Source organism: Streptacidiphilus monticola, from assembly GCF_042658505.1.
Classification (GTDB): Bacteria; Actinomycetota; Actinomycetes; order Streptomycetales; family Streptomycetaceae; genus Streptacidiphilus; species Streptacidiphilus monticola.
Genome location: NZ_JBHSQJ010000013.1, coordinates 1 through 17,670 on the forward strand (window position 1 = coordinate 1; position 17,670 = coordinate 17,670).

General features: G+C 73.8%; 21 protein-coding genes and 1 pseudogene. 11 read left to right on the forward strand and 11 right to left on the reverse strand.

The genetic code is table 11. The features are described from left to right. From ACFP3V_RS04450 to ACFP3V_RS04460, 3 genes and pseudogenes are all read right to left on the reverse strand, one after another. Positions 1-937 (reverse strand): annotated as a pseudogene (locus ACFP3V_RS04450) (hypothetical protein); the annotation flags it as partial. 97 nt (positions 938-1,034) lie between these two features. Further along, positions 1,035-1,430 carry a cell division protein SepF gene (locus tag ACFP3V_RS04455; protein ID WP_380579915.1) on the reverse strand — a complete coding sequence of 132 codons (396 nt, stop codon included), beginning with the start codon at positions 1,428-1,430 and terminating at the stop codon, positions 1,035-1,037. A gap of 469 nt (positions 1,431-1,899) precedes the next feature. Next, a complete protein-coding gene (locus ACFP3V_RS04460; protein WP_380579917.1) occupies positions 1,900-3,084 on the reverse strand; it encodes an MFS transporter in 1,185 nt (394 codons plus the stop codon). Positions 3,085-3,449: 365 nt separating this feature from the next. On the opposite strand from ACFP3V_RS04460, the gene ACFP3V_RS04465 reads away from it, so the two are divergent. The 6 genes from ACFP3V_RS04465 (at position 3,450) to ACFP3V_RS04490 (ending at position 8,582) form a co-directional block, all read left to right on the forward strand. Then, on the forward strand, positions 3,450-3,851 hold the full coding sequence (locus ACFP3V_RS04465) for a TOBE domain-containing protein (protein WP_380580099.1): 402 nt from the start codon (positions 3,450-3,452) through the stop codon (positions 3,849-3,851). Position 3,852: 1 nt separating this feature from the next. Next, complete coding sequence (modA, locus tag ACFP3V_RS04470; protein WP_380579919.1) at positions 3,853-4,665, forward strand: molybdate ABC transporter substrate-binding protein; 813 nt, start codon at positions 3,853-3,855, stop codon at positions 4,663-4,665. Further along, entirely contained in the window at positions 4,662-5,441 is a 780-nt protein-coding gene (locus ACFP3V_RS04475) for an ABC transporter permease (RefSeq protein ID WP_380579921.1), read from the forward strand. The genes modA and ACFP3V_RS04475 overlap by 4 nt, the downstream gene beginning before the upstream one ends. A 44-nt stretch (positions 5,442-5,485) precedes the next feature. After that, positions 5,486-6,571, forward strand: coding sequence for an ABC transporter ATP-binding protein (locus ACFP3V_RS04480; RefSeq protein WP_380579923.1), 1,086 nt, complete (start codon positions 5,486-5,488; stop codon positions 6,569-6,571). Between the two features lie 255 nt (positions 6,572-6,826). Then, positions 6,827-7,690 (forward strand): class I SAM-dependent methyltransferase, encoded by an 864-nt coding sequence (locus ACFP3V_RS04485; RefSeq protein WP_380579925.1) that lies wholly within the window; start codon positions 6,827-6,829, stop codon positions 7,688-7,690. 13 nt (positions 7,691-7,703) lie between these two features. Beyond that, positions 7,704-8,582, forward strand: coding sequence for a trypsin-like serine peptidase (locus ACFP3V_RS04490; protein ID WP_380579927.1), 879 nt, complete (start codon positions 7,704-7,706; stop codon positions 8,580-8,582). Here ACFP3V_RS04490 and ACFP3V_RS04495 read toward each other — a convergent pair. After that, positions 8,552-9,643: an NAD(P)-binding domain-containing protein gene (locus ACFP3V_RS04495; protein ID WP_380579929.1), complete on the reverse strand. Its 1,092-nt coding sequence runs from the start codon at positions 9,641-9,643 to the stop codon at positions 8,552-8,554. The two genes, ACFP3V_RS04490 and ACFP3V_RS04495, sit on opposite strands and share 31 nt — an antisense overlap. Positions 9,644-9,889: 246 nt before the next feature. Between ACFP3V_RS04495 and ACFP3V_RS04500 the strand changes: the two genes are divergently transcribed. Both ACFP3V_RS04500 and ACFP3V_RS04505 read left to right on the forward strand, forming a co-directional pair. After that, positions 9,890-10,138 (forward strand): hypothetical protein, encoded by a 249-nt coding sequence (locus ACFP3V_RS04500; protein WP_380579931.1) that lies wholly within the window; start codon positions 9,890-9,892, stop codon positions 10,136-10,138. 29 nt (positions 10,139-10,167) lie between these two features. Next, positions 10,168-11,268, forward strand: coding sequence for a magnesium and cobalt transport protein CorA (locus tag ACFP3V_RS04505; protein WP_380579933.1), 1,101 nt, complete (start codon positions 10,168-10,170; stop codon positions 11,266-11,268). A gap of 56 nt (positions 11,269-11,324) precedes the next feature. Here ACFP3V_RS04505 and ACFP3V_RS04510 read toward each other — a convergent pair whose 3' ends face one another. Further along, positions 11,325-11,651 carry a DUF6401 family natural product biosynthesis protein gene (locus ACFP3V_RS04510; protein ID WP_380579935.1) on the reverse strand — a complete coding sequence of 109 codons (327 nt, stop codon included), beginning with the start codon at positions 11,649-11,651 and terminating at the stop codon, positions 11,325-11,327. Positions 11,652-11,752: 101 nt separating this feature from the next. On the opposite strand from ACFP3V_RS04510, the gene ACFP3V_RS04515 reads away from it, so the two are divergent. Beyond that, a complete protein-coding gene (locus ACFP3V_RS04515) occupies positions 11,753-12,292 on the forward strand; it encodes a GNAT family N-acetyltransferase (protein ID WP_380579937.1) in 540 nt (179 codons plus the stop codon). 343 nt (positions 12,293-12,635) lie between these two features. Further along, positions 12,636-13,583 (forward strand): quinone oxidoreductase family protein, encoded by a 948-nt coding sequence (locus ACFP3V_RS04520; protein WP_380579939.1) that lies wholly within the window; start codon positions 12,636-12,638, stop codon positions 13,581-13,583. Positions 13,584-13,589: 6 nt separating this feature from the next. Here the strand turns inward: ACFP3V_RS04520 and ACFP3V_RS04525 are convergent, their stop codons facing one another. From ACFP3V_RS04525 to ACFP3V_RS04535, 3 genes are all read right to left on the reverse strand, one after another. Beyond that, positions 13,590-13,739 carry a DUF6126 family protein gene (locus tag ACFP3V_RS04525; RefSeq protein WP_380579941.1) on the reverse strand — a complete coding sequence of 50 codons (150 nt, stop codon included), beginning with the start codon at positions 13,737-13,739 and terminating at the stop codon, positions 13,590-13,592. Positions 13,740-13,755: 16 nt separating this feature from the next. Further along, a complete protein-coding gene (locus tag ACFP3V_RS04530) occupies positions 13,756-14,385 on the reverse strand; it encodes a helix-turn-helix domain-containing protein (protein ID WP_380579943.1) in 630 nt (209 codons plus the stop codon). Positions 14,386-14,467: 82 nt separating this feature from the next. After that, positions 14,468-14,818, reverse strand: coding sequence for a DUF8129 domain-containing protein (locus tag ACFP3V_RS04535; RefSeq protein ID WP_380579945.1), 351 nt, complete (start codon positions 14,816-14,818; stop codon positions 14,468-14,470). Between the two features lie 78 nt (positions 14,819-14,896). Between ACFP3V_RS04535 and ACFP3V_RS04540 the strand changes: the two genes are divergently transcribed. Further along, a complete protein-coding gene (locus tag ACFP3V_RS04540) occupies positions 14,897-15,229 on the forward strand; it encodes a TfoX/Sxy family protein (RefSeq protein ID WP_380579947.1) in 333 nt (110 codons plus the stop codon). Positions 15,230-15,420: 191 nt separating this feature from the next. Here ACFP3V_RS04540 and ACFP3V_RS04545 read toward each other — a convergent pair whose 3' ends face one another. From ACFP3V_RS04545 to ACFP3V_RS04555, 3 genes are all read right to left on the reverse strand, one after another. Further along, positions 15,421-16,059 (reverse strand): FMN reductase, encoded by a 639-nt coding sequence (locus ACFP3V_RS04545; protein WP_380579949.1) that lies wholly within the window; start codon positions 16,057-16,059, stop codon positions 15,421-15,423. Between the two features lie 14 nt (positions 16,060-16,073). Next, the gene (locus ACFP3V_RS04550) at positions 16,074-17,192 is read right to left on the reverse strand and encodes an LLM class flavin-dependent oxidoreductase (RefSeq protein ID WP_380580101.1); all 1,119 of its coding nucleotides are present in this window, start codon (positions 17,190-17,192) and stop codon (positions 16,074-16,076) included. Positions 17,193-17,341: 149 nt separating this feature from the next. Beyond that, positions 17,342-17,647 carry a WhiB family transcriptional regulator gene (locus ACFP3V_RS04555; protein ID WP_380579951.1) on the reverse strand — a complete coding sequence of 102 codons (306 nt, stop codon included), beginning with the start codon at positions 17,645-17,647 and terminating at the stop codon, positions 17,342-17,344. Positions 17,648-17,670 lie beyond the last annotated feature (23 nt).

Genomic DNA, 17,670 nt, shown 5'->3' on the forward strand with positions numbered 1-17,670 from the left:
CCGCCTCCGGAGACGGGGCGACGGTGGCGGCGGCGTCCGGCCGGAGGGCTGCGGAGGAGGCGGTGGTCCCGGTGGGGGCCGGTGGCGCCGTCGGGGCGAGGGTGGCAGCGCCGGCTGTCCCGCCGGCCGGGGGCAGGGGCTGATGCGAGGTCAAGGACACGACGCCTTCCGCCGACTGAAGAGCCGTCAGCCACAGCTCCGGGAAGGACGACGGGGGCCGACGGCCAGGGAGCAGGGGCGGGGCGGTCTCCAGGGCGGCGCGGGCCTCCGCGTCGGTCAGGGCGGGGAGGACGGACTGGAGGAGCCCCATGGCCGTCGTGTCGGGCTGGGCGGCCAGGGCGATCGGCGGACAGGCGGCGGCCAGTGCCGCGGCCTCGCGGCGGTCCGCCGCCGTGGGCGCGGGGGACCAGCGCGCCTCCGGCCCCCCACGGCCGGAACGCAGCGCGGGCAGCACCCGGCCGCGGCCGACCAGTCGCCATGCCAGGTCGTGCACGCGGGTGAGCCAGCGCAGCGACGCGCCGAGCGGCACGTCCTGCAAGCCCTCACCCGGGAGGTCCGCCGTCACCGCCGCGTGGCGGGGATCGTAGAACTCGCCGAGCAGTTGGGCGGCTTGGGCGGGGGTCAACAGCAGGCCCGGCACCGCCCACGGGGCCGGCACCGCCGCGTCCGACGCGCCGTCGAGCGGACTCAGCTCGGGTGAGGGGAGCGGGCGGCTGCCGACGGTGGGCAGCCGCAGCCCGGTGTCGTCCTCGTCGGTGTGCCCGGCCAGCCAGCCCAGGCCGGGGCCGATCCGGCCCAGCAGATCGCGCAGCACCTGCGGGGGCGCGGCCAGCGGGTGCACGCCAGGGGCGGCCACGCCGCCCTCGGGCGGCGCGGACTGCTCGGCCCAGAGGGCCAGGCGACCGTCGGGCCGCCAGATCGCGTGCAGAACGAACACCGGGCTCCCGCCTTCCCCTCGCGCGCTGCTTCCGTGGAAGCCACAGTAGGCGCGGGGTGTGACAGGAGCCCGGTGTGCGGTCTCGCCTGTGGACGACTCAGCTCTGGTTGTAGAACCCGGACTCGTCGGACGCGTTGTCGACCACCAGGACCTCGACCTCGGGCGGCGCCAGCAGGAACACGCGGCGGGCGATCCGCTCGATCGCGCCGCGGGTACCGAAGGTGAGGCCGGAGGCGAAGTCGATGAGCCGCTTGGCGTCCGGGTCCGCCATCTCGGTCAAATCCATGATGACCGGGGTGCCGACCCGCACGTGCTCGCCGATCTCCCGCGCCGACTCGAAGCCGGTCGGGCGGACCCGCACGATCTGCGGAGCCCGGGGGGCGGGGGCGAGCTCCGGCGAGTCCCAGGGCTCCTCGAAGTCCGGCACCGCCACCGGGTAAGTCCCGGAAGGCGCCAGCCACCCGCGGTAGTCGTCACGCAGTGCCGCTCCCATGCCCTGCCTCCCCATCCGTCCTGCTGCCCCGTGTGGCGCACCGCGTTCTCACGCAGTGCGCTTGTTGCCGTACTTTCCCACCGTGCTGTCCGAGTATCGCATTGATCACCGACAAGGCACCCGTCCGGACGCGCGGACGCGCCGTTCGTGTCAACCGATCTGACGATTCGTTCGGACGTGATTGCGAATCAGTTGGTTCCATTCGCACAGCTGTGCGAATTTTCTTTCACTGGATCTGCTGACCTGCGCTGAGCATGAGTTTTCCTTCCCCCATGTCGGGGATGCTGGAGTATCGGACTTGCCGCCACGGATCACTCCTGCCACCCCGTGCCCCTCATGATTCCGCGTCAGTTCGTTTCAGGCCATGGGATTAACCATTGCTGTACAGGATTGGCATATTCAAAATCGGCCAGATGTTCGATCACTTGCGGCCACAAGCCGACTTCCGGGGACGGACGGTGACGGCGCGTCAGGCCTTGCGGTCGGGGGAGAGGATGCCGGCGCCCAGGACGAGGCCGAGCATCAGCGCGGTGACGACGGCGAAGGACACCGGCAGGGAGGTGCCCTGGGCGATGGCGCCCACGGTCGCCGGAGCCACCAGTCCCGAGGTGTAGGTGACGGTCGCGACGCCGGCGATGGCGCGACTGGGGTTGTCGCCCGCGTGGCCCGCCGCGGCGAAGCAGAGCGGCACCACGACGGCGATGCCGATGCCCACCAGGGCGAAGCCGCCGATGGCCGGGCCGGGCGTGCGGGCCAGGACCACGAGCAGGCCGCCGAGCAGTCCGGTGACGCCGCCCAGCCGCACCGTCAGAACGGCGCCGAGGCGGCGCACCAGCATGTCGCCCGCGAGCCGGGCGGCCGCCATCGTGCACGCGAAGGCGGTGTAACTGGCAGCCGCCACACCAGCGTTCGCGCCCGCGACGGTGTGCAGGTAGACACCGCTCCAGTCGCCGCTCGCGCCCTCCGCGAAGACGGCGCAGAAGCCCACCAGTCCGATCGCGACGGCGGACCGCGGCGGCAGGGTGAACCGCGGCGGCGCCTCCTCCTCGGCCTCCGGCCGCAGGTCGAGCAGGCCCTGACAGGCCGTCAGGGCGAGCAGCAGCAGGACGCCGGCCATCACCCCCAGGTGGACGGGCGCGCCGATGCCGACCGCGGCGGCGATCGCGCCGACGCCCGAGCCGAGCAGGCCGCCGAGGCTCCACATGCCGTGCAGGCCGGACATGATCGACCGCCCGTAGCGGGCCTCGACTTCGACCCCCTGCGCGTTCATGGCCACGTCGGCCACGCCCGCGCAGCCGCCGAAGACGAAGAGGAAGAGGACGAGCAGGGGGAGGTTGGGGGCGAGCGCGGGGAGCGCGAGCACGGCGCACCACAGCCCCATCAGCAGACGCAGGGCGTTGCGGTGCCCGAGCGAGTGGACGAGTCGCCCGGCGAGGGGCATGGCGACGAAGGAGCCGATCGCCGGTGCCATCAGGGCGAGCCCCAACTGCCCCGCGCCGAGGTGGAGATGGTCCTTGATCCACGGGATCCGGGTGGCGAAGTCGCCCTGGACCGCGCCGTGGACGGCGAAGATCGCGGAGACGGAGCGGCGGGCACGCCGCAGGACGGGGGCGGGCGCGGACACCTGGGCACTGGCTGCGGGCAGGGTGGACATGGGCTGCGGCACTCCGGTTGATCGACTGCGCCCCACGCTAGCGAAAGCGCTCTCCCGGGAGGAAGGCGGCCGGGACCGCGGGCCGACGCAAGCCCCGCTGACGGTGGGCGGGGCGGCGGGCATCGCGCCATGCACCAGCCCCGTGCGGGCGCGTGGGGACGCGCCCCCGGTGCCGGCCCTGCCGGGCCCAGCCGGGGCGCTCCCCGCTTCCGCCGAGGCCGGGGCCGGGGCGGAAAGGCAGACGGCGGCGGAGGCCGCTTGTCGGGTCGCACGTGCGAGGGATTTCCCTTCCGATCCCTCGCCTGTGCCATGCTACGAGTGACCACGTCCCAGCAGTTGCGACAGGATGACGCCTCGTGAACAGCGTGAATCGCTACCGGATCGGTGAGGCCGCGGGGCTGTTGGGTGTCAGTGCGGACACCCTGCGCCGTTGGGTCGACAGTGGGCGGCTCGCCGCCGAGCGGGACGAGCACGGTCACCGGATCATCCCAGGGCGGGAGTTGGCGGCGTTCGCACGTGAGCTCGCGAAGCCGGAGGCACGGGCGGCCGAGGGGCTGCCCTCGTCCGCGCGGAACCGGCTGGCCGGGATCGTGACCGAGGTGATCCTCGGTGACGTCGCCGCGCAGGTGGAGATCCAGGCCGGTCCGTTCCGGGTGGTCTCTCTAGTCAGCAGGGAGTCCGCGGAGGAGCTCGGGTTGGAGCCCGGGGTGCCCGCGGTCGCTGTCATCAAGTCCACCAATGTCGTCGTCGAGCGTGGGGGTAACTGATATGAAACTGCGGGTCGTTGGGATCGCCCTGGCGGGTGCCGGCCTGCTGGCCGGGGTGGCCGGCTGTGCCTCGTCATCGGGAGGGTCGGCCACTGCCGCGTCGAGCGGCAGCCCGTCCTCTGCCGCATCCGCCGCGCTGACGGGCAAGGTCACCGTCTTCGCGGCCGCGTCCCTGAAGAAGACCTTCACCGAGCTGGGCAAGGAGTTCCAGGCCGCCCACCCGGGCGTGACCGTCACCTTCAGCTTCGGGGGCAGCGACACCCTCGCCCAGAGCATCGTCGGCGGCGCCCCCGCCGACGTGTTCGCCAGCGCCAGCCTGGCCACGATGAAGACCGTCACGGACGCGGGCGACGCCGCCGGCGCGCCGGTGGACTTCGCCCGGAACCAGCTGGAGATCGCGGTCGCCGCCGGTAATCCGAAGAAGATCACCGATCTGAACGGGCTCACCGCCAAGGGCGTCAAGGTGGCGTTGTGCGCGAAGACGGTCCCCTGCGGCGCCGCCGCGGTCAAGGCGCTCAACGCCGCGAAGGTCTCGCTCACCCCGGTCACCTACGAACAGGACGTGACCGCCGCGCTGACCAAGGTCGAGCTCGGCGAGGTGGACGCGTCGCTCGTCTACCACACCGACGTGCAGGGCGCGGGCGGTAAGGTCACCGGCGTGGACTTCCCCGCCGCCGCGCAGGCGATCACCACCTACCCGGTGGTCGCGCTGAAGAACGCGCCCAACTCGGCCGCCGCGCAGGCGTTCGCCGCCTTCGTGGCCTCGGGCCAGGCGCAGCAGGTGCTGACGGCCGCGGGCTTCCAGAAGCCGTGAACCGCCGCCCGCCGCTCGGACTGCTGCTCCCGGGACTGGTCGGGCTGGCCTTCCTGGTGCTGCCGCTGGTGGGTCTGCTGGTACGGACCCCCTGGCGGCGGCTCCCGCAGGAGCTGAGCGGCGGCGTGGTGTGGCCCGCGCTGCGGCTGTCGCTGGAGACGGCGACGCTGGCCACGGCGGTGGCCCTGGTGCTTGGCGTGCCGCTGGCGTGGCTGCTGGCCCGGACCGAGTTCCCCGGGCGGCGGCTGGTGCGCACCCTCGTCACCGTGCCGCTGGTGATGCCGCCCGTCGTCGGCGGTGTCGCGCTGCTGCTGGTGTTCGGACGCAACGGCGTCGTGGGGCGATGGCTCGACTCGGCGTTCGGAGTGACGCTTCCCTTCACGACGGCGGGCGTGGTCGTGGCCGAGGCGTTCGTGGCGATGCCCTTCCTGGTGCTGAGCGTGGAAGGCGCGCTGCGGGCCGCCGATCCCCGCTTCGAGGAGGCGGCCGCGACCCTGGGCGCCTCACGGATGCTGACATTCCGTCGGGTCACGCTGCCCCTGGTCGCCCCGGGCCTGGCCGCGGGCGGCGTGCTCGCCTGGGCGCGGGCGCTCGGGGAGTTCGGCGCGACGATCACTTTCGCGGGCAACTTCCCGGGCACGACGCAGACCATGCCGCTAGCCGTCTACCTGGCCCTGCAGGACGACCCGGCGGCGGCGATCTGTCTCAGCGTCGTGCTGCTGACGGTCTCGATCGCCGTCCTCGCCTCCTTGCGAGGGCGGTGGTCCACGGCGTGAGCGCGGAGCAGATGCCCCACGCCCCGGGCCCGCGGCCAAAGCCGATGCGGGAGGAGGAGGGGGCGCCGGCGGGTGACGGCGGGCTGGACGCCGACCTGTGGGTGGAGCGGGAAAGCTTCACCCTTCACCTGAGCTTGAGGGCTGCCCCCGGCGAGGTCGTCGCGCTGCTGGGGCCGAACGGCGCGGGCAAGAGCACCGCGCTGCGCGCGCTCGCGGGGCTGGCTCCGCTGACGCGGGGTCAGCTCACCCTGGACGGGCGGGTACTGGAGGAGCCGGGGCTGCGCACCCGGACGGCGCCCGAGGAGCGGCCGGTCGGCGTCGTGTTCCAGGACTACCTGCTCTTCCCGCACCTCTCCGCCCGGGAGAACGTCGCCTTCGGCCTGCGCGCCCGCGGTCTGCCCAAGGCGCGGGCCCGCGCGGAGGCGGACGTCTGGCTGCGGCGCGTGGGCCTCGAGGAGTTCGGCGGGCGCCGCCCCGGGGCGCTGTCCGGCGGACAGGCGCAGCGGGTCGCCCTGGCGCGGGCGCTCGCGCCGCGCCCGCGCCTGCTGCTGCTCGACGAGCCCCTGGCCGCCCTCGACGCCCGCACACGTCTGGAGATGCGCAGCACGCTGCGCCGCCATCTCGCCGACTTCGAGGCCGTCGCGATCCTGGTCACCCACGATCCGCTGGACGCCATGGTGCTGGCCGACCGCATCGTCGTGCTGGAGGCGGGGCAGATGGTCCAGGAGGGCACGCCCGCCGAGATCTCCCGGCACCCGCGCAGCGACTACGTGGCCCGGCTGGTCGGCCTCAACTTGTTTCGGGGGCGGGCCGCAGGACACACCGTCAGCACCGCGGCCGGCGTGGAGATCCAGGCCGCGGACGCCCTCGACGGCGAGGTCCTGGTGGCCTTCCCGCCGGCCGCCGTCACCGTCCACCGGCACCGGCCTGAGGGGAGCGCGCGCAACCTGTGGCGGGCGACCGTCGTCGGCATGGAGCTGCACGGCGACCAGGTCCGGTTGGACCTGGACGGTCCGCTGCCGTTGTTGGCCGACCTGACCCCGGCTGCCGTGGGCGAGCTGGGCCTGGTGGAGGGCAGCACCGTGTGGGCGGCCGTCAAGGCGGCCCAGACGCACGCCTATCCGGCCTGACCGCTCCGGCCCGGGACGGCCCGAGCGCCCCGCCGGTCGGCCTGACCGTGCCGGCCCACGACGCCCTGACGCTCCGGCCAGGGCGGCCCGAGCGCCCCGCCGGTCGGCCTGACCGTGCCGGCCCAGGACGCCCTGAGCGCCCCGCGCCGAACGGCCTGAGCGCCCGGCGCCGGACGGTCCGTGTGCCCCGGTCGCCCGCCAGTCGGTCGGGTGTCCCGGCGTGCCCCGGGCGCACCGGGCGGCGAGCATGGTCGCGTGGCGGTGGAGCTGACGGGTGTGCCGGAGACGATGCTGTGGACGCTGTGGTTCCGCGCGGCGGAGGCGCGGCGTCCCGACACCGTCCTGGCCGACCCGGAGGCGGTGCGCGCGGTGGAGCGCACCGACTTCCCGTTCCGGGAGCGCTTCGGGCCGCCGCACGAGTTGATGGCCCAGCAGATGGCACTGCGCGCAGCCGCGTTCGACGCCGTGACCCGGGAGTTCCTCGACGCCTACCCCGAGGGGACCGTCGTCGCCCTCGGCGAGGGGCTGGAGACCTCGTACTGGCGCGTGGACAACGGGCGCCTGCACTGGCTCACGGTGGACCTGCCGGAGTCGCTGGCGCTGCGCACCCGGGTGCTGCCCGCCGCGCCTCGGCAGCGCACGCTGGCCTGCGACGCCCGCGACCCGCGCTGGCTCGACGGGCTGGATCCGGACGCCGGGGTGCTGGTCACGGCGGAGGGGCTGTTCATGTACCTGCGGCCGGCGGAGGTCCGTGACCTGATCCGGGCCTGCGCCGAGCGCCTGCCGGGCGGCGGACTGGTCTTCGACGCGGTGCCGCGCTGGTTCGCCGCCCGCTCGCGGCGGCAGCAGCTTCGGATGCCCACCGGCTGGACCGCCCCGCCGATGCCCTGGGGCATGGACGCGGACCAGCGGCCCGCGCTGCGCCGGGTGCATCCCGCGGTGGCCGAGGTGCGCGAGGTGCCACTGCCGCCGGGGCGGGGGCTGTTCTGGGGACGGCTGGCGCCCTGGGCGGCGGGGACGCCGCAGCTGGGGCGGCTGTGGCCCACGGTGACCCTGCTGCGCTTCGGCAGCAGGCGGCGGACGACAGGCCGGGCAGGCGAAGAGGCGGACGAGACATGAGGGAGCGTCAGTGATGAGGAGCCGCATGGTCCTTGGCGCGGCGGCGGTGCTGGCCCTGGTCAGTGCCTGCGGCAGCGGGCACCCCGGCAGCAGCGCCGCCGGGACCCCGTCCTCGGCGGTGACCGCCGGCCCGTCCGGCAGCGCCGTGGTCACCTCCCTGCCCACCCCCTCGCCGTGGCTGCAGGCCCGGTTGCAGAAGGCCGTCTCCGACCACGGCGGCGACTCCCGCACCGCGCGGAGCACCACCGTGACCGCGCGGGTGGGGGCGCTCTTCTCGCACGAGGGCGGCACCGACCACTTCTGCACCGGCAGCGTCGTGCAGAGCAGCGGTGGGAGCCTGGTGGTGACCGCAGCCCACTGCGTGCACGGCGGCAAGGGCGGCGGCTACAACACGGACGTCGTCTTCGTGCCGGACTACCGCAACGGCAGCAGGCCGGAGGGGGAGTGGCCGGTGTCCCGGATCGTCGTCGACCAGCGCTGGGCCGACTCCAGCGACCCGGACCTGGACGTGGCGTTCCTGGTGCTGGGCACGGTGGACGGGAAGAAGGTCAGCCAGGTGCTGGGGGCCAACAAGCTCGGCATCGGTCTCGGCTTCACGCACACCGTCGTGCTCACCGGCTACCCCAGCACCGCCGACGCCCCGCTCGGCTGCATCAACACCACCAGCCGGCAGAGCACCTACCAGCTCAGGATCGCCTGCAAGGCATTCTCCGGCGGCACCAGCGGCAGCCCGTGGCTGACCGGCTTCGACAGGGCGACCCACACCGGCACGGTGATCGGCGTCATCGGGGGTTACCAGGAGGGCGGCGACACCGCCGACGTCTCGTACAGCCCCTACTTCGACAGCGACGTGCTCACCCTCTACAACAAGGCGGTCTCCCTGGGCGGCTGAGCCGCCGTCAGCTGTCTGCTGACGGCGACCGCCGCCGCGCGTCCGGCGCGGTTGGCGCCGATGGTGCTTGCGGAGGGGCCGTAGCCGAGCAGGTGCACACGGGGGTCGCGGGCGGCGCGGGTGCCCTCCAGGCGGATGCCGCCGCCGGGCTCGCGCAGGCCGAGCGGGGCCAGGTGGGCCAGCGCGGCGCGGAATCCGGTCGCCCAGACCACCGCGTCGAAGGGCTCCTCGTGCCCGTCCGGCCACACCGCTCCGCGCTCGGTGAACCGCTGCGGCAGGGGGACCCGGTCCAGTGCGCCCAACTCCCGGGCGCGCAGCAGCAGTCGGGTGGGCGGCAGTCCGGTGACCGAGACCACGCTGGCGGGCGGCAGACCGGCGCGCACCCGCTGCTCCACCAGGGAGACGGCGGCGCGGCCGAGTTCGGGGGTGAACCGGTCGTCGCGGAACCGGGGTTCGCGGCGGGTGGCCCAGCGGGTCTTCGCGACCTCGGCCGCCTCGGCCAGGATCTGCACGGCGGAGGCCCCGCCGCCGACGACGAGCAGCCGCTGCCCGGCGAACTCCGCCGCGCCCTGCCACTGCGAGGAGTGCAGTTGACGGCCGCGGAAGAGGTCCGCCCCGGGGTGGCGAGGGACGAAGGGACGGGTCCAGGTGCCGGTGGCGTTGATCAGGGCGCGGGCGGACCAGTCGCCCCGGTCGGTCTCGACGAGGAGCCGTTCGCCGAGGTCGTGCACCGCGCGGACGCGGACCGGGCGCAGCACGGGCAGCCCGAAGCGCCGCTCGTAGTCGGCGAAGTAGCCGGGCAGCGCGTCGCGGGCCGGGACGGTTCCCGGAAAGTCCGGAACCGGTGCATCGGGCAGGGGGTGGAAGCCGTGCACGTCGGCCATGGTCAGCGACGGGGAGCGGTGCTGCCAGGCGCCGCCGGGAGCGGGATCGGCGTCGAGGACGACGAAGTCCGCGCCGGGCACCAGTCCGCGTCGGCGCAGGTGGTAGGCGGCGGACAGGCCCGCCTGCCCGGCTCCGGCCACCACCGCGTCCACGATCGTTGCGCTTTCCACAGTCACGCTCCCTCAACGCGGAACGGTTCGTTCACCTTCCCGGAGCCGGTTTGTGTGGCAACGATGTGCGGAACATATGGGCGAAGCTTGAATGAATCCGTGTACATGCCAGACCGCTTTGAGCCATGATGGCGGTCCGCACTGAACTCCCCCGTACCTCCCTTCAGTGCCACTGGCACATGCCGCCCGACCGACTCCGGGAGCGCCGAAACCGTGGGACGCCACTCGACCGAGACACCACCCTCGCCCGCCATGACCCGCACTCAACTGCGGGTGCTGTCGACGCTGTTGGCCCGCCATGCCGCCGACCTGCCGGACGAGGCGCTGCAGGACGCGGGGCAGCAGGACGCGGTGCGGTTGCTGGCCTGGTCCACCTCCGCCGCCGCGCTCGCCGCGGCCGCCCTCTCCGAGACCGACCCTGAGCAGGCAGGCCGCTACCGCGCCCAGGTCCGCGCCACCCTCGCCGAAGCGCACGCCCTGGCCTGGTACCCGCACGGTTAGGCGCTCGTCGCTTTGGTAGCGTCGCCCGCATGACCTTGATGGGGGAACTGCGCCGGATCGTGCGCTCGGCCCGGACCCGCACCCTGCCCGCCGTGACCGCGACCGAGCACGGCCGCGGCGGGGTCGTCGACTCAGCCGTGTACCGCAAGGGGCGCCGGGTGGAGACCCGGGAGGACCCCCTCGACCTGCCGCGCCGCCTGCGCGGCGAACCCGGCAACTTCGTCTGGATCGGCCTGTTCGAGCCCACCGCCGAGGAGTTGGCCGGCCTCGCCGAACGTTTCGGGCTGCATCCGCTCGCCGTCGAGGACGCCGTCCACGCACACCAGCGCCCCAAGGTCGAGCGCTACGACGACGTCCTGTTCACCGTCTTCAAGACGATCGGCTACGTCGAGCACGACGAGGTCACCGCGAGCGCGGAACTGATCCAGACCGGGGAGCTGATGGTGTTCACCGGCCCCCACTTCGTGATCACCGTCCGGCACGGACGCCACGGCGGCCTGCACGCGCTGCGCCGCCGCCTGGAGGACCAGGCCGCCCGCGGCGAGGGGCTGCTGCAGTACGGCCCCAGCGGGGTTCTGCACGCCATCGCCGACCAGGTCGTGGACGACTACCTCGACGTCACCGACGCGCTCGGGGTGGACGTGGACGAAGTGGAGGCGAGCGTCTTCTCGGGCCGCGGCGGGCGTGGTGTGGACGCCGGCCGGATATACCAACTCAAGCGCGAGACGCTGGAGTTCAAGCACGCCTGCTGGCCGCTGCTGCGGCCGCTGCAGCGGCTCGCGGAGAACGAGGACGAGCTCGTCGCGCCGCAGGTCGCCCAGTACCTGCGCGACGTCGCCGACCACCTGACCCGGGTCAACGAGCGGGTCGGCGCCTACGACGAGCTGATCAACTCGATCCTCCAGGCCCACCTCGCCCAGGTGTCGGTGGCGCAGAACGAGGACATGCGCAAGATCACCGCGTGGGCCGCGATCTTCGCGGTGCCCACGGTGGCCACCGGTGTCTGGGGGATGAACTTCCAGGACATGCCCGAGCTGCACTGGGCCTACGGCTATCCCGTCGCGATGGCGGGCGTGGTCGCCGTCTGCGTCGCCATCTACGTGCTGTTCCGCCGCTCGGGCTGGCTCTGAGGTTGGCCGGCCCGGGGGGACTGAGGTGGTCGGCCCCCGGGGGGACTGACACGCCGTCAGGCGCGGTCGCAGAGCCGGTGTTCGCGCACCAGCCAGCAGATGGCGGTGAGCCGGGCCACCGCGTAGTCGTGGCCCACCGGCTCGACCCAGCCGATCTCGTCCAGGGCGTCGAGGAACCCGAGCGCGTAGTCCGACAGGTCCTCGGCGTCCGGCGGTGGGACCTCCAGGCCGGCCGGGCGGGGGCTCAGGTACTCCGAGATCTCGGCCGCGTGCTGGTCCACGGCCGCCACGAAGCCCGGCTCGAAGGCGAACTCCGCGAGGCGCGGCGCGAAGGCGGCGCAGACGCGGGCGAGCGGGGGCAGGGCGATGGGTCCGACGGGCATGCGCTCCACCGTACGGGAGCGCTCCGGCGGGGCGGACCCGCGGAGCGGGCCCGGTTTCTGAGACCTTCGCCACGCACGACGGGCGGTCCTATGATCACCAGATGATCGACCAGCAGATGCCGAGCGCCCCCGGGCTGCGGCTGCGCCGATGGCGCACCGGGGACCTGCCCGCGCTCGTCCGTGCCCACCAGGACCCGCTGATGAGGCGCTACCTGGGCACCCACGTGCCCGACCTCGACGCGGGCCGGCACTGGCTGGCCGCCCAGGAGGCCGGCTGGGCCGCGGGCACGCGCCTGGCGTTCGCCGTCGTCGGGGAAGAGGACGGCGCCCTGCTGGGCCATGTGGTGGTCAAGGGGCTGGAGCCGGAGTCGAGCGTCGCGGAGGACGGCTACTGGACCGCGCCCGAGGCCCGCGGCCGCGGCGTCGCCTCGGCGGCGGTGCGCGCGGTCACCGCCTGGGTCGCGGACCTGCCCCGGCCCACGCCGCTGGAGCGGATCGAGCTGATCCACGACGTCGGCAACGCCGGCTCCTGCGCGGTCGCCCGCGCCTGCGGCTACCCCCTCGAAGCGGAACTCCCCGCCCATCCGCCCCGCTGGCCTTCGTCGGGACACCGGCACGCCTTCGTCCTCCCGGGGCGCTGACGGGCCGTCAGCCGGAGGGCTGCGCGGGCGCCCGGGCGGTGGCCCCGGCATCCGCCCCCCCATGCGGCAGCGTCAGGTGCTGTTCCCGGCCCGCGGCGGGGCGCTTCGGGCGGGGCCGGGAAAGGATCAGCGGGCGCGCCTCGGCAGCGGAAGGAGTGCAGCGCACAGGTCCAGGCGGCGGCCGTGAAGTCGGAAGCGGGACCGGCCTGTTCGACAAGCGTGCCGCCGAGGCATGGCCGAGAGGCCAGCACCGGCTGGCGGGGGAGGCCCCGCTCCGCTGATTATGATCAAGGTCGTTCGTCAGAACCGGGCCCGGCCAGGGCGAGAGGATTGCGGGGGGCGCATGCGCACGATCGGACAGTTCCGCCTCTCCGAGGCCGACGCACTCACCAGCACTGTCCAGGAGGCGGCCGAACCCACCCCTGGGCCAGGGCAGTTGCTGGTCCGCACGGAGGCCCTCGGCGTGGGGCTCGGCCTGCTGCGGATGCTGCGGGCCCAGCGTGACACCAGGTCCGCGCCGGTTTCTCCCGGCGGCGAGATGGTCGGCGCCGTGACGGCGGTGGGCGAGGGCGTCACGGGCTACGGCGTCGGGGACCGCGTCGGCGGCGTCGTCTTCGACGGCCTCTACGCGGAGTCCGTGCTCGCGCTGCCCGCGCTCGTCTCCCCGGTGCCCGAGGACGTCCCGGCGGCTGCCGCGCTGGCGCTGGTGCGCGGTGGCCTGGTGGCTCTCGGGGCGCTGCGTGCGGGGGAGTTGACGACTGGCCGATCGGTGCTGGTGACCGGTGCGGCGAGCGGGGTCGGCCACCTGGCCGTGCAGCTGGCCAGGGCGGCGGGCGCGGAGCGGGTCGTCGCCGCGGTCGGCCCGACGGCCGCGGCGGAGAAGGCCGAACTGCTGCGCGGCCTGGGCGCCGACGCGGTCGTCCGCTACCCCGACGAGGACTGGGGCGCTCCGGTGGATCTCGTCCTGGGCGGTGTCGGCGACGACCTGGTGCAACGCGGCGTGGACCTCCTCGCACCCCACGGACGGCTGGTCGCGTTCAGCGCAGGAGGCGGCAGCGTCGACGCGGGAAGCCTGCTGGGCGGGCTGAAGACGGTGACGGGCTTCTCGGTCGGGCTGCTCAGCCGGGAGCGCCCGGAGCTGCTGGGCGCCTACCGCGAGGAGCTGTGGCGGTTCCTGGCGGACGGCCGACTCCGGCCGGTGACCGCCGAGTTCGGCTTCGCCGAACTGGACCGCGCGCTGGCGCTGGTCGCCGCCCGCGCGAACCTCGGCCGGGTGGTGCTCCTGCCGTGACGGCGGTCAGCCGTTCCGGCCGCCGAGGAAGAAGAGCAGCATGATGAACGCCGCGAAGACGTGCAGACCGATGACGTAGACGAAGACGCGGACGTTGACGCGGCGGGCGGTGCGGTTGCTGCCGTCCTCGGCGCCGGTGCGGAACACGGAGGCCATGGCGGATCGGATCCCTTCAGGGAAGGCAGAGTTCGGCGTGCGGGCTCTGCAGCAGTGAGTGGACGAAGAGCAGGTCGACGCCGCCCCGGTGCGGGGCGACCAGGCGGTGCGGACGCATCGAGTCGAAGTGCGCGGCGTCGCCCGGGCCGAGCAGGTGCTGCTCCCGGTCGAGGGTCAACTCCAGCGTCCCGGACAGGACATAGAGCCACTCCTCGCCCGGGTGCACCCGGACCACCGCGTCCTGGACCCTGGGCGGGACGTGGATGCGCAGCGCCTGGAGTGCGCGGCCGGGGGCACCGGCGGGGCGGTAGGTCCAGCCGCCGGCCGGGGCGGGTTCCGGGGCGCCACCGCGGATGATCGCGGAGGCCTCGGCCCGGCCCTCGCCGAGCAGGCTCTCCATCGGGACGCCGTAGGCCCGGGACAGCCCGAGCAGGACGGGCAGCGACGGCTGCCGCTTGGACGTCTCGAGCCGGGACAGATGGGCGGGCGACAGCCCGACCCGCGCCGCGGCGGCCTCCAGCGTCAGACCGCTGCGGAGACGGCGCTCGCGCAGGCGCGTGCCGAGAGCCGCGAGGTCCGCGGCGAGCGCGTCCTCGTCGAGGGCCCCGGTCTCGGCCGCGCGGAGTGGTGCGGTGGCGTCGTCCATGGGCCCAGTGCACACCGGGGGGATCCAGGAGGCAAGTTTCTTGCCTCAGAGGCAAGTGGCCGCCTGACCCAACGATGCCGGTTCAGCCGCGGTTGGCCTTCGGGCGCCCGGCCTGCGCCGGGTTGCCGTGCGGCGGAGCGTGCCGGGGTTCCGGCGAGGTCGCGGGGGAGACCCGGGACCCGTGCGGGGTGTCGCTGTGCCCGACGGGTGCGGAGCTCCCGGCGGTGGGCTGCGCCCCGCTGCCGAGCTGGTGCAGCCGGGCCCCGAGGAGCTGCAGGACGGCGGCCCGGTTGCCGTGGCCGCGCTCGTGGACCACCAGGTCCTGCAGGGCGTGGGCGTCCAGCGCGCGGATCCGGTGTTCGAGCTCGCCGACGGCGAGGTGGTCGTAGTCGGGAAGCGGAAGGCTGTCGTCGTGGTGATGGTGATGGCTCATGGAGCGCGCCTCTCCCCGCGCGGGCATGCGAAACCGCGAAACCGCGCGGGGCGGCGTGGGTCGCGGGATCCTGACGCCATGGCATACGACGAGGCGCTGGCGGACCGGGTCCGGGCGGCACTGGCCGACCACCCGGAGATCGACGAGAAACGGATGTTCGGCGGCCTGGCGTTCCTGCTCCGCGGCAACATGGCTGTCGCCGTCCGCGCCGACGCCCTCCTGGTCCGCGCGGACCCGGACGCCACGGACGCCCTGCTGGCCGCCCGCCCGGGCGCCCACCTGGCCCTGATGGGCGGCCGCACGATGAAGGGCTGGCTCGAGGTCCCCGCCGAGGCCCTGACGGAGGACGCGGCCCTGACGGACTGGATCACCACGGGCACGGCCTACGCAGCGACCCTCCCACCCAAGTAGTCCCTGTGCTGGGCCCACCGTCCAAGGCCCCTGGCTCAGGAACGTTGACCCCGGGCTTCCCGCAGGGCCGCGCGTCGGGGAGCGGTTACGGGGGGCTGGGTGGCGCACCACGGGGACTGCCGGACGGACGAGGCCGCCCCGGTCGGGCGCAAGGTGGGTGCGGGCGACCGGGGCGGCGGGCCCGTGGGCGGTCAGCGGGGTTGGAGGGCGGCCAACTGCTGGGCGAAGGGGATGAGTTCGGCCTCCGCGTCCTGCTGCCCGCTGGGCTCGGTGCCCGGGCGCGGAGCGAGGAGCGTGGCGAGCTCTGCCGCCGCGCGGTCGATGCGGTGGGCGAGTTCCTCGCTGCCGACGGTGGCGCCCGAGCCCCAGTCCTCCGAGGCAGCGAAGACCGCCGTAGGCACGACCACCGCGTGCAGGTAGGCGAAGAGCGGCCGCAGCGCGTGCTCCAGGGCCAGCGAGTGGCGGGCCGTGCCGCCGGTCGCCGCGGCGAGGACGGGCTTGCCGTTCAGCGCCTGCTGGTCCAGGACGTCGAAGAAGGACTTGAACAGGCCGCTGTACGAGGCCGAGAAGATCGGCGTCACGGCGATGAGGCCGTCCGCGTCCGTGACCAGGTCCACGGCCTCCCGCAGCTTGCCCGCCGGGAAGCCGGTGAGCAGGTTGTGGGCGATGTCCACGGCCAGGTCGCGCAGCTCGACCACGTGCAGCTCGACCTCCCGGCCGTGGCCGGCCAGTTCGTGGCGGGTGGCCTCGGCCAGGCGGTCCGCGAGCAGACGGGTCGAGGAGGGCTGGCTCAGCCCGGCCGTGACGACGACGAGTCGCAGCGGGTTCATCAGCTGACCTCCTGTCAGGCGTGCTGCGCGGAGGCAGCGTTGTCGGTGTTGGCGGGGTTGGCAGCCTTGCCGGCGACACGGCTCGCGTGGGTCGGGGCGGCGGGGACGTCCGCCGGGCGGCCGATCGCGAACTCCTTGCGCAGCACCGGGACGACCTCCTCGCCGAGCAGGTCGATCTGCTCCAGCACGGTCTTCAACGGCAGGCCGGCGTGGTCCACCAGAAACAGCTGGCGCTGGTAGTCGCCGACGTAGTCGCGGAAGGAGAGCGTCCGCTCGATCACCTGCTGCGGCGAGCCGACGGTCAGCGGGGTCTCCCGGGTGAACTCCTCGAGCGAGGGGCCGTGCCCGTACACCGGCGCGTTGTCGAAGTACGGACGGAACTCGCGGACCGCGTCCTGCGAGCTCCTCCGCATGAACACCTGGCCGCCTAGGCCCACGATGGCCTGCTGCTCGCTGCCGTGGCCGTAGTGGGCGAAGCGCTTGCGGTACAGGGCCACCATGCGCTGGGTGTGCTCCTTGGGCCAGAAGATGTGGTTGTGGAAGAAGCCGTCACCGTAGTAGGCGGCCTGCTCCGCGATCTCCGGGGAGCGGATGGAGCCGTGCCAGACGAACGGCGCGACGCCGTCCAGCGGGCGCGGGGTCGAGGTGAAGGACTGCAGCGGGGTGCGGAAGCGGCCCTCCCAGTCGACGACCTCCTCGTCCCAGAGGCGGCGCAGCAGCGCGTAGTTCTCGATCGCCAGCGCGATGCCGTTGCGGATGTCCTGGCCGAACCACGGGTAGACCGGGCCGGTGTTGCCGCGGCCCATCATCAGGTCCACCCGGCCTTCGGCCAGGTGCTGCAGCATCGCGTAGTCCTCGGCGATCTTCACCGGGTCGTTGGTGGTGATCAGCGTGGTGGAGGTGGACAGGATCAGGTGCTCGGTCTTGGCGGCGATCCAGCCCAGCATCGTGGTCGGTGAGGACGGCACGAACGGCGGGTTGTGGTGCTCGCCGGTGGCGAAGACGTCGAGGCCGGCCTGCTCGGCGTGGCGGGCGATGGTGACCATCGCCTTGATCCGCTCGTGCTCGGAGACGGTGGTCCCGGTCGTCGGGTCCTGCGTGACGTCGCCCACGGAGAAGATGCCGAACTGCATGCCGCTCGCGTCCGTGGTGCGGGTCTCCGTGCTGGGGCTCGTCGTCATCGTGCTGCGCCGCCTCTCATCTTGTTGACGCTTCAACTATCCGCCTCAACAGGGTACCGACGGCGGCTATTCCCCCGGCGGCCGCCCCGGCCGCCAGCCGCTCAGGCGGCGCGCTGACGCCGGTGCAGTGCACGTCGGCGGGCCAGGACGGCGCGGCGTTCGTGCTCGGTGAGCCCACCCCAGACGCCGTAGGGCTCGCGGGTGCGCAGGGCGTACTCCGCGCAGGGCTCCCGCACCGGGCAGCCGGCGCAGACGCGCTTGGCCACGGCGTCGCGGTGGTCGTGGGCGGGACCGCGCTCGCCGGCCGGGTGGAAGAAGAGAGCGGGATCGACGTCTCGGCACCTGGCCTGCTGCTGCCAGCTCCACTCGTCGACGAAGGGTCCGGGCAGTCGGGACACGTCGGTCATCGGATGAGGCCTCCCCATGTGTT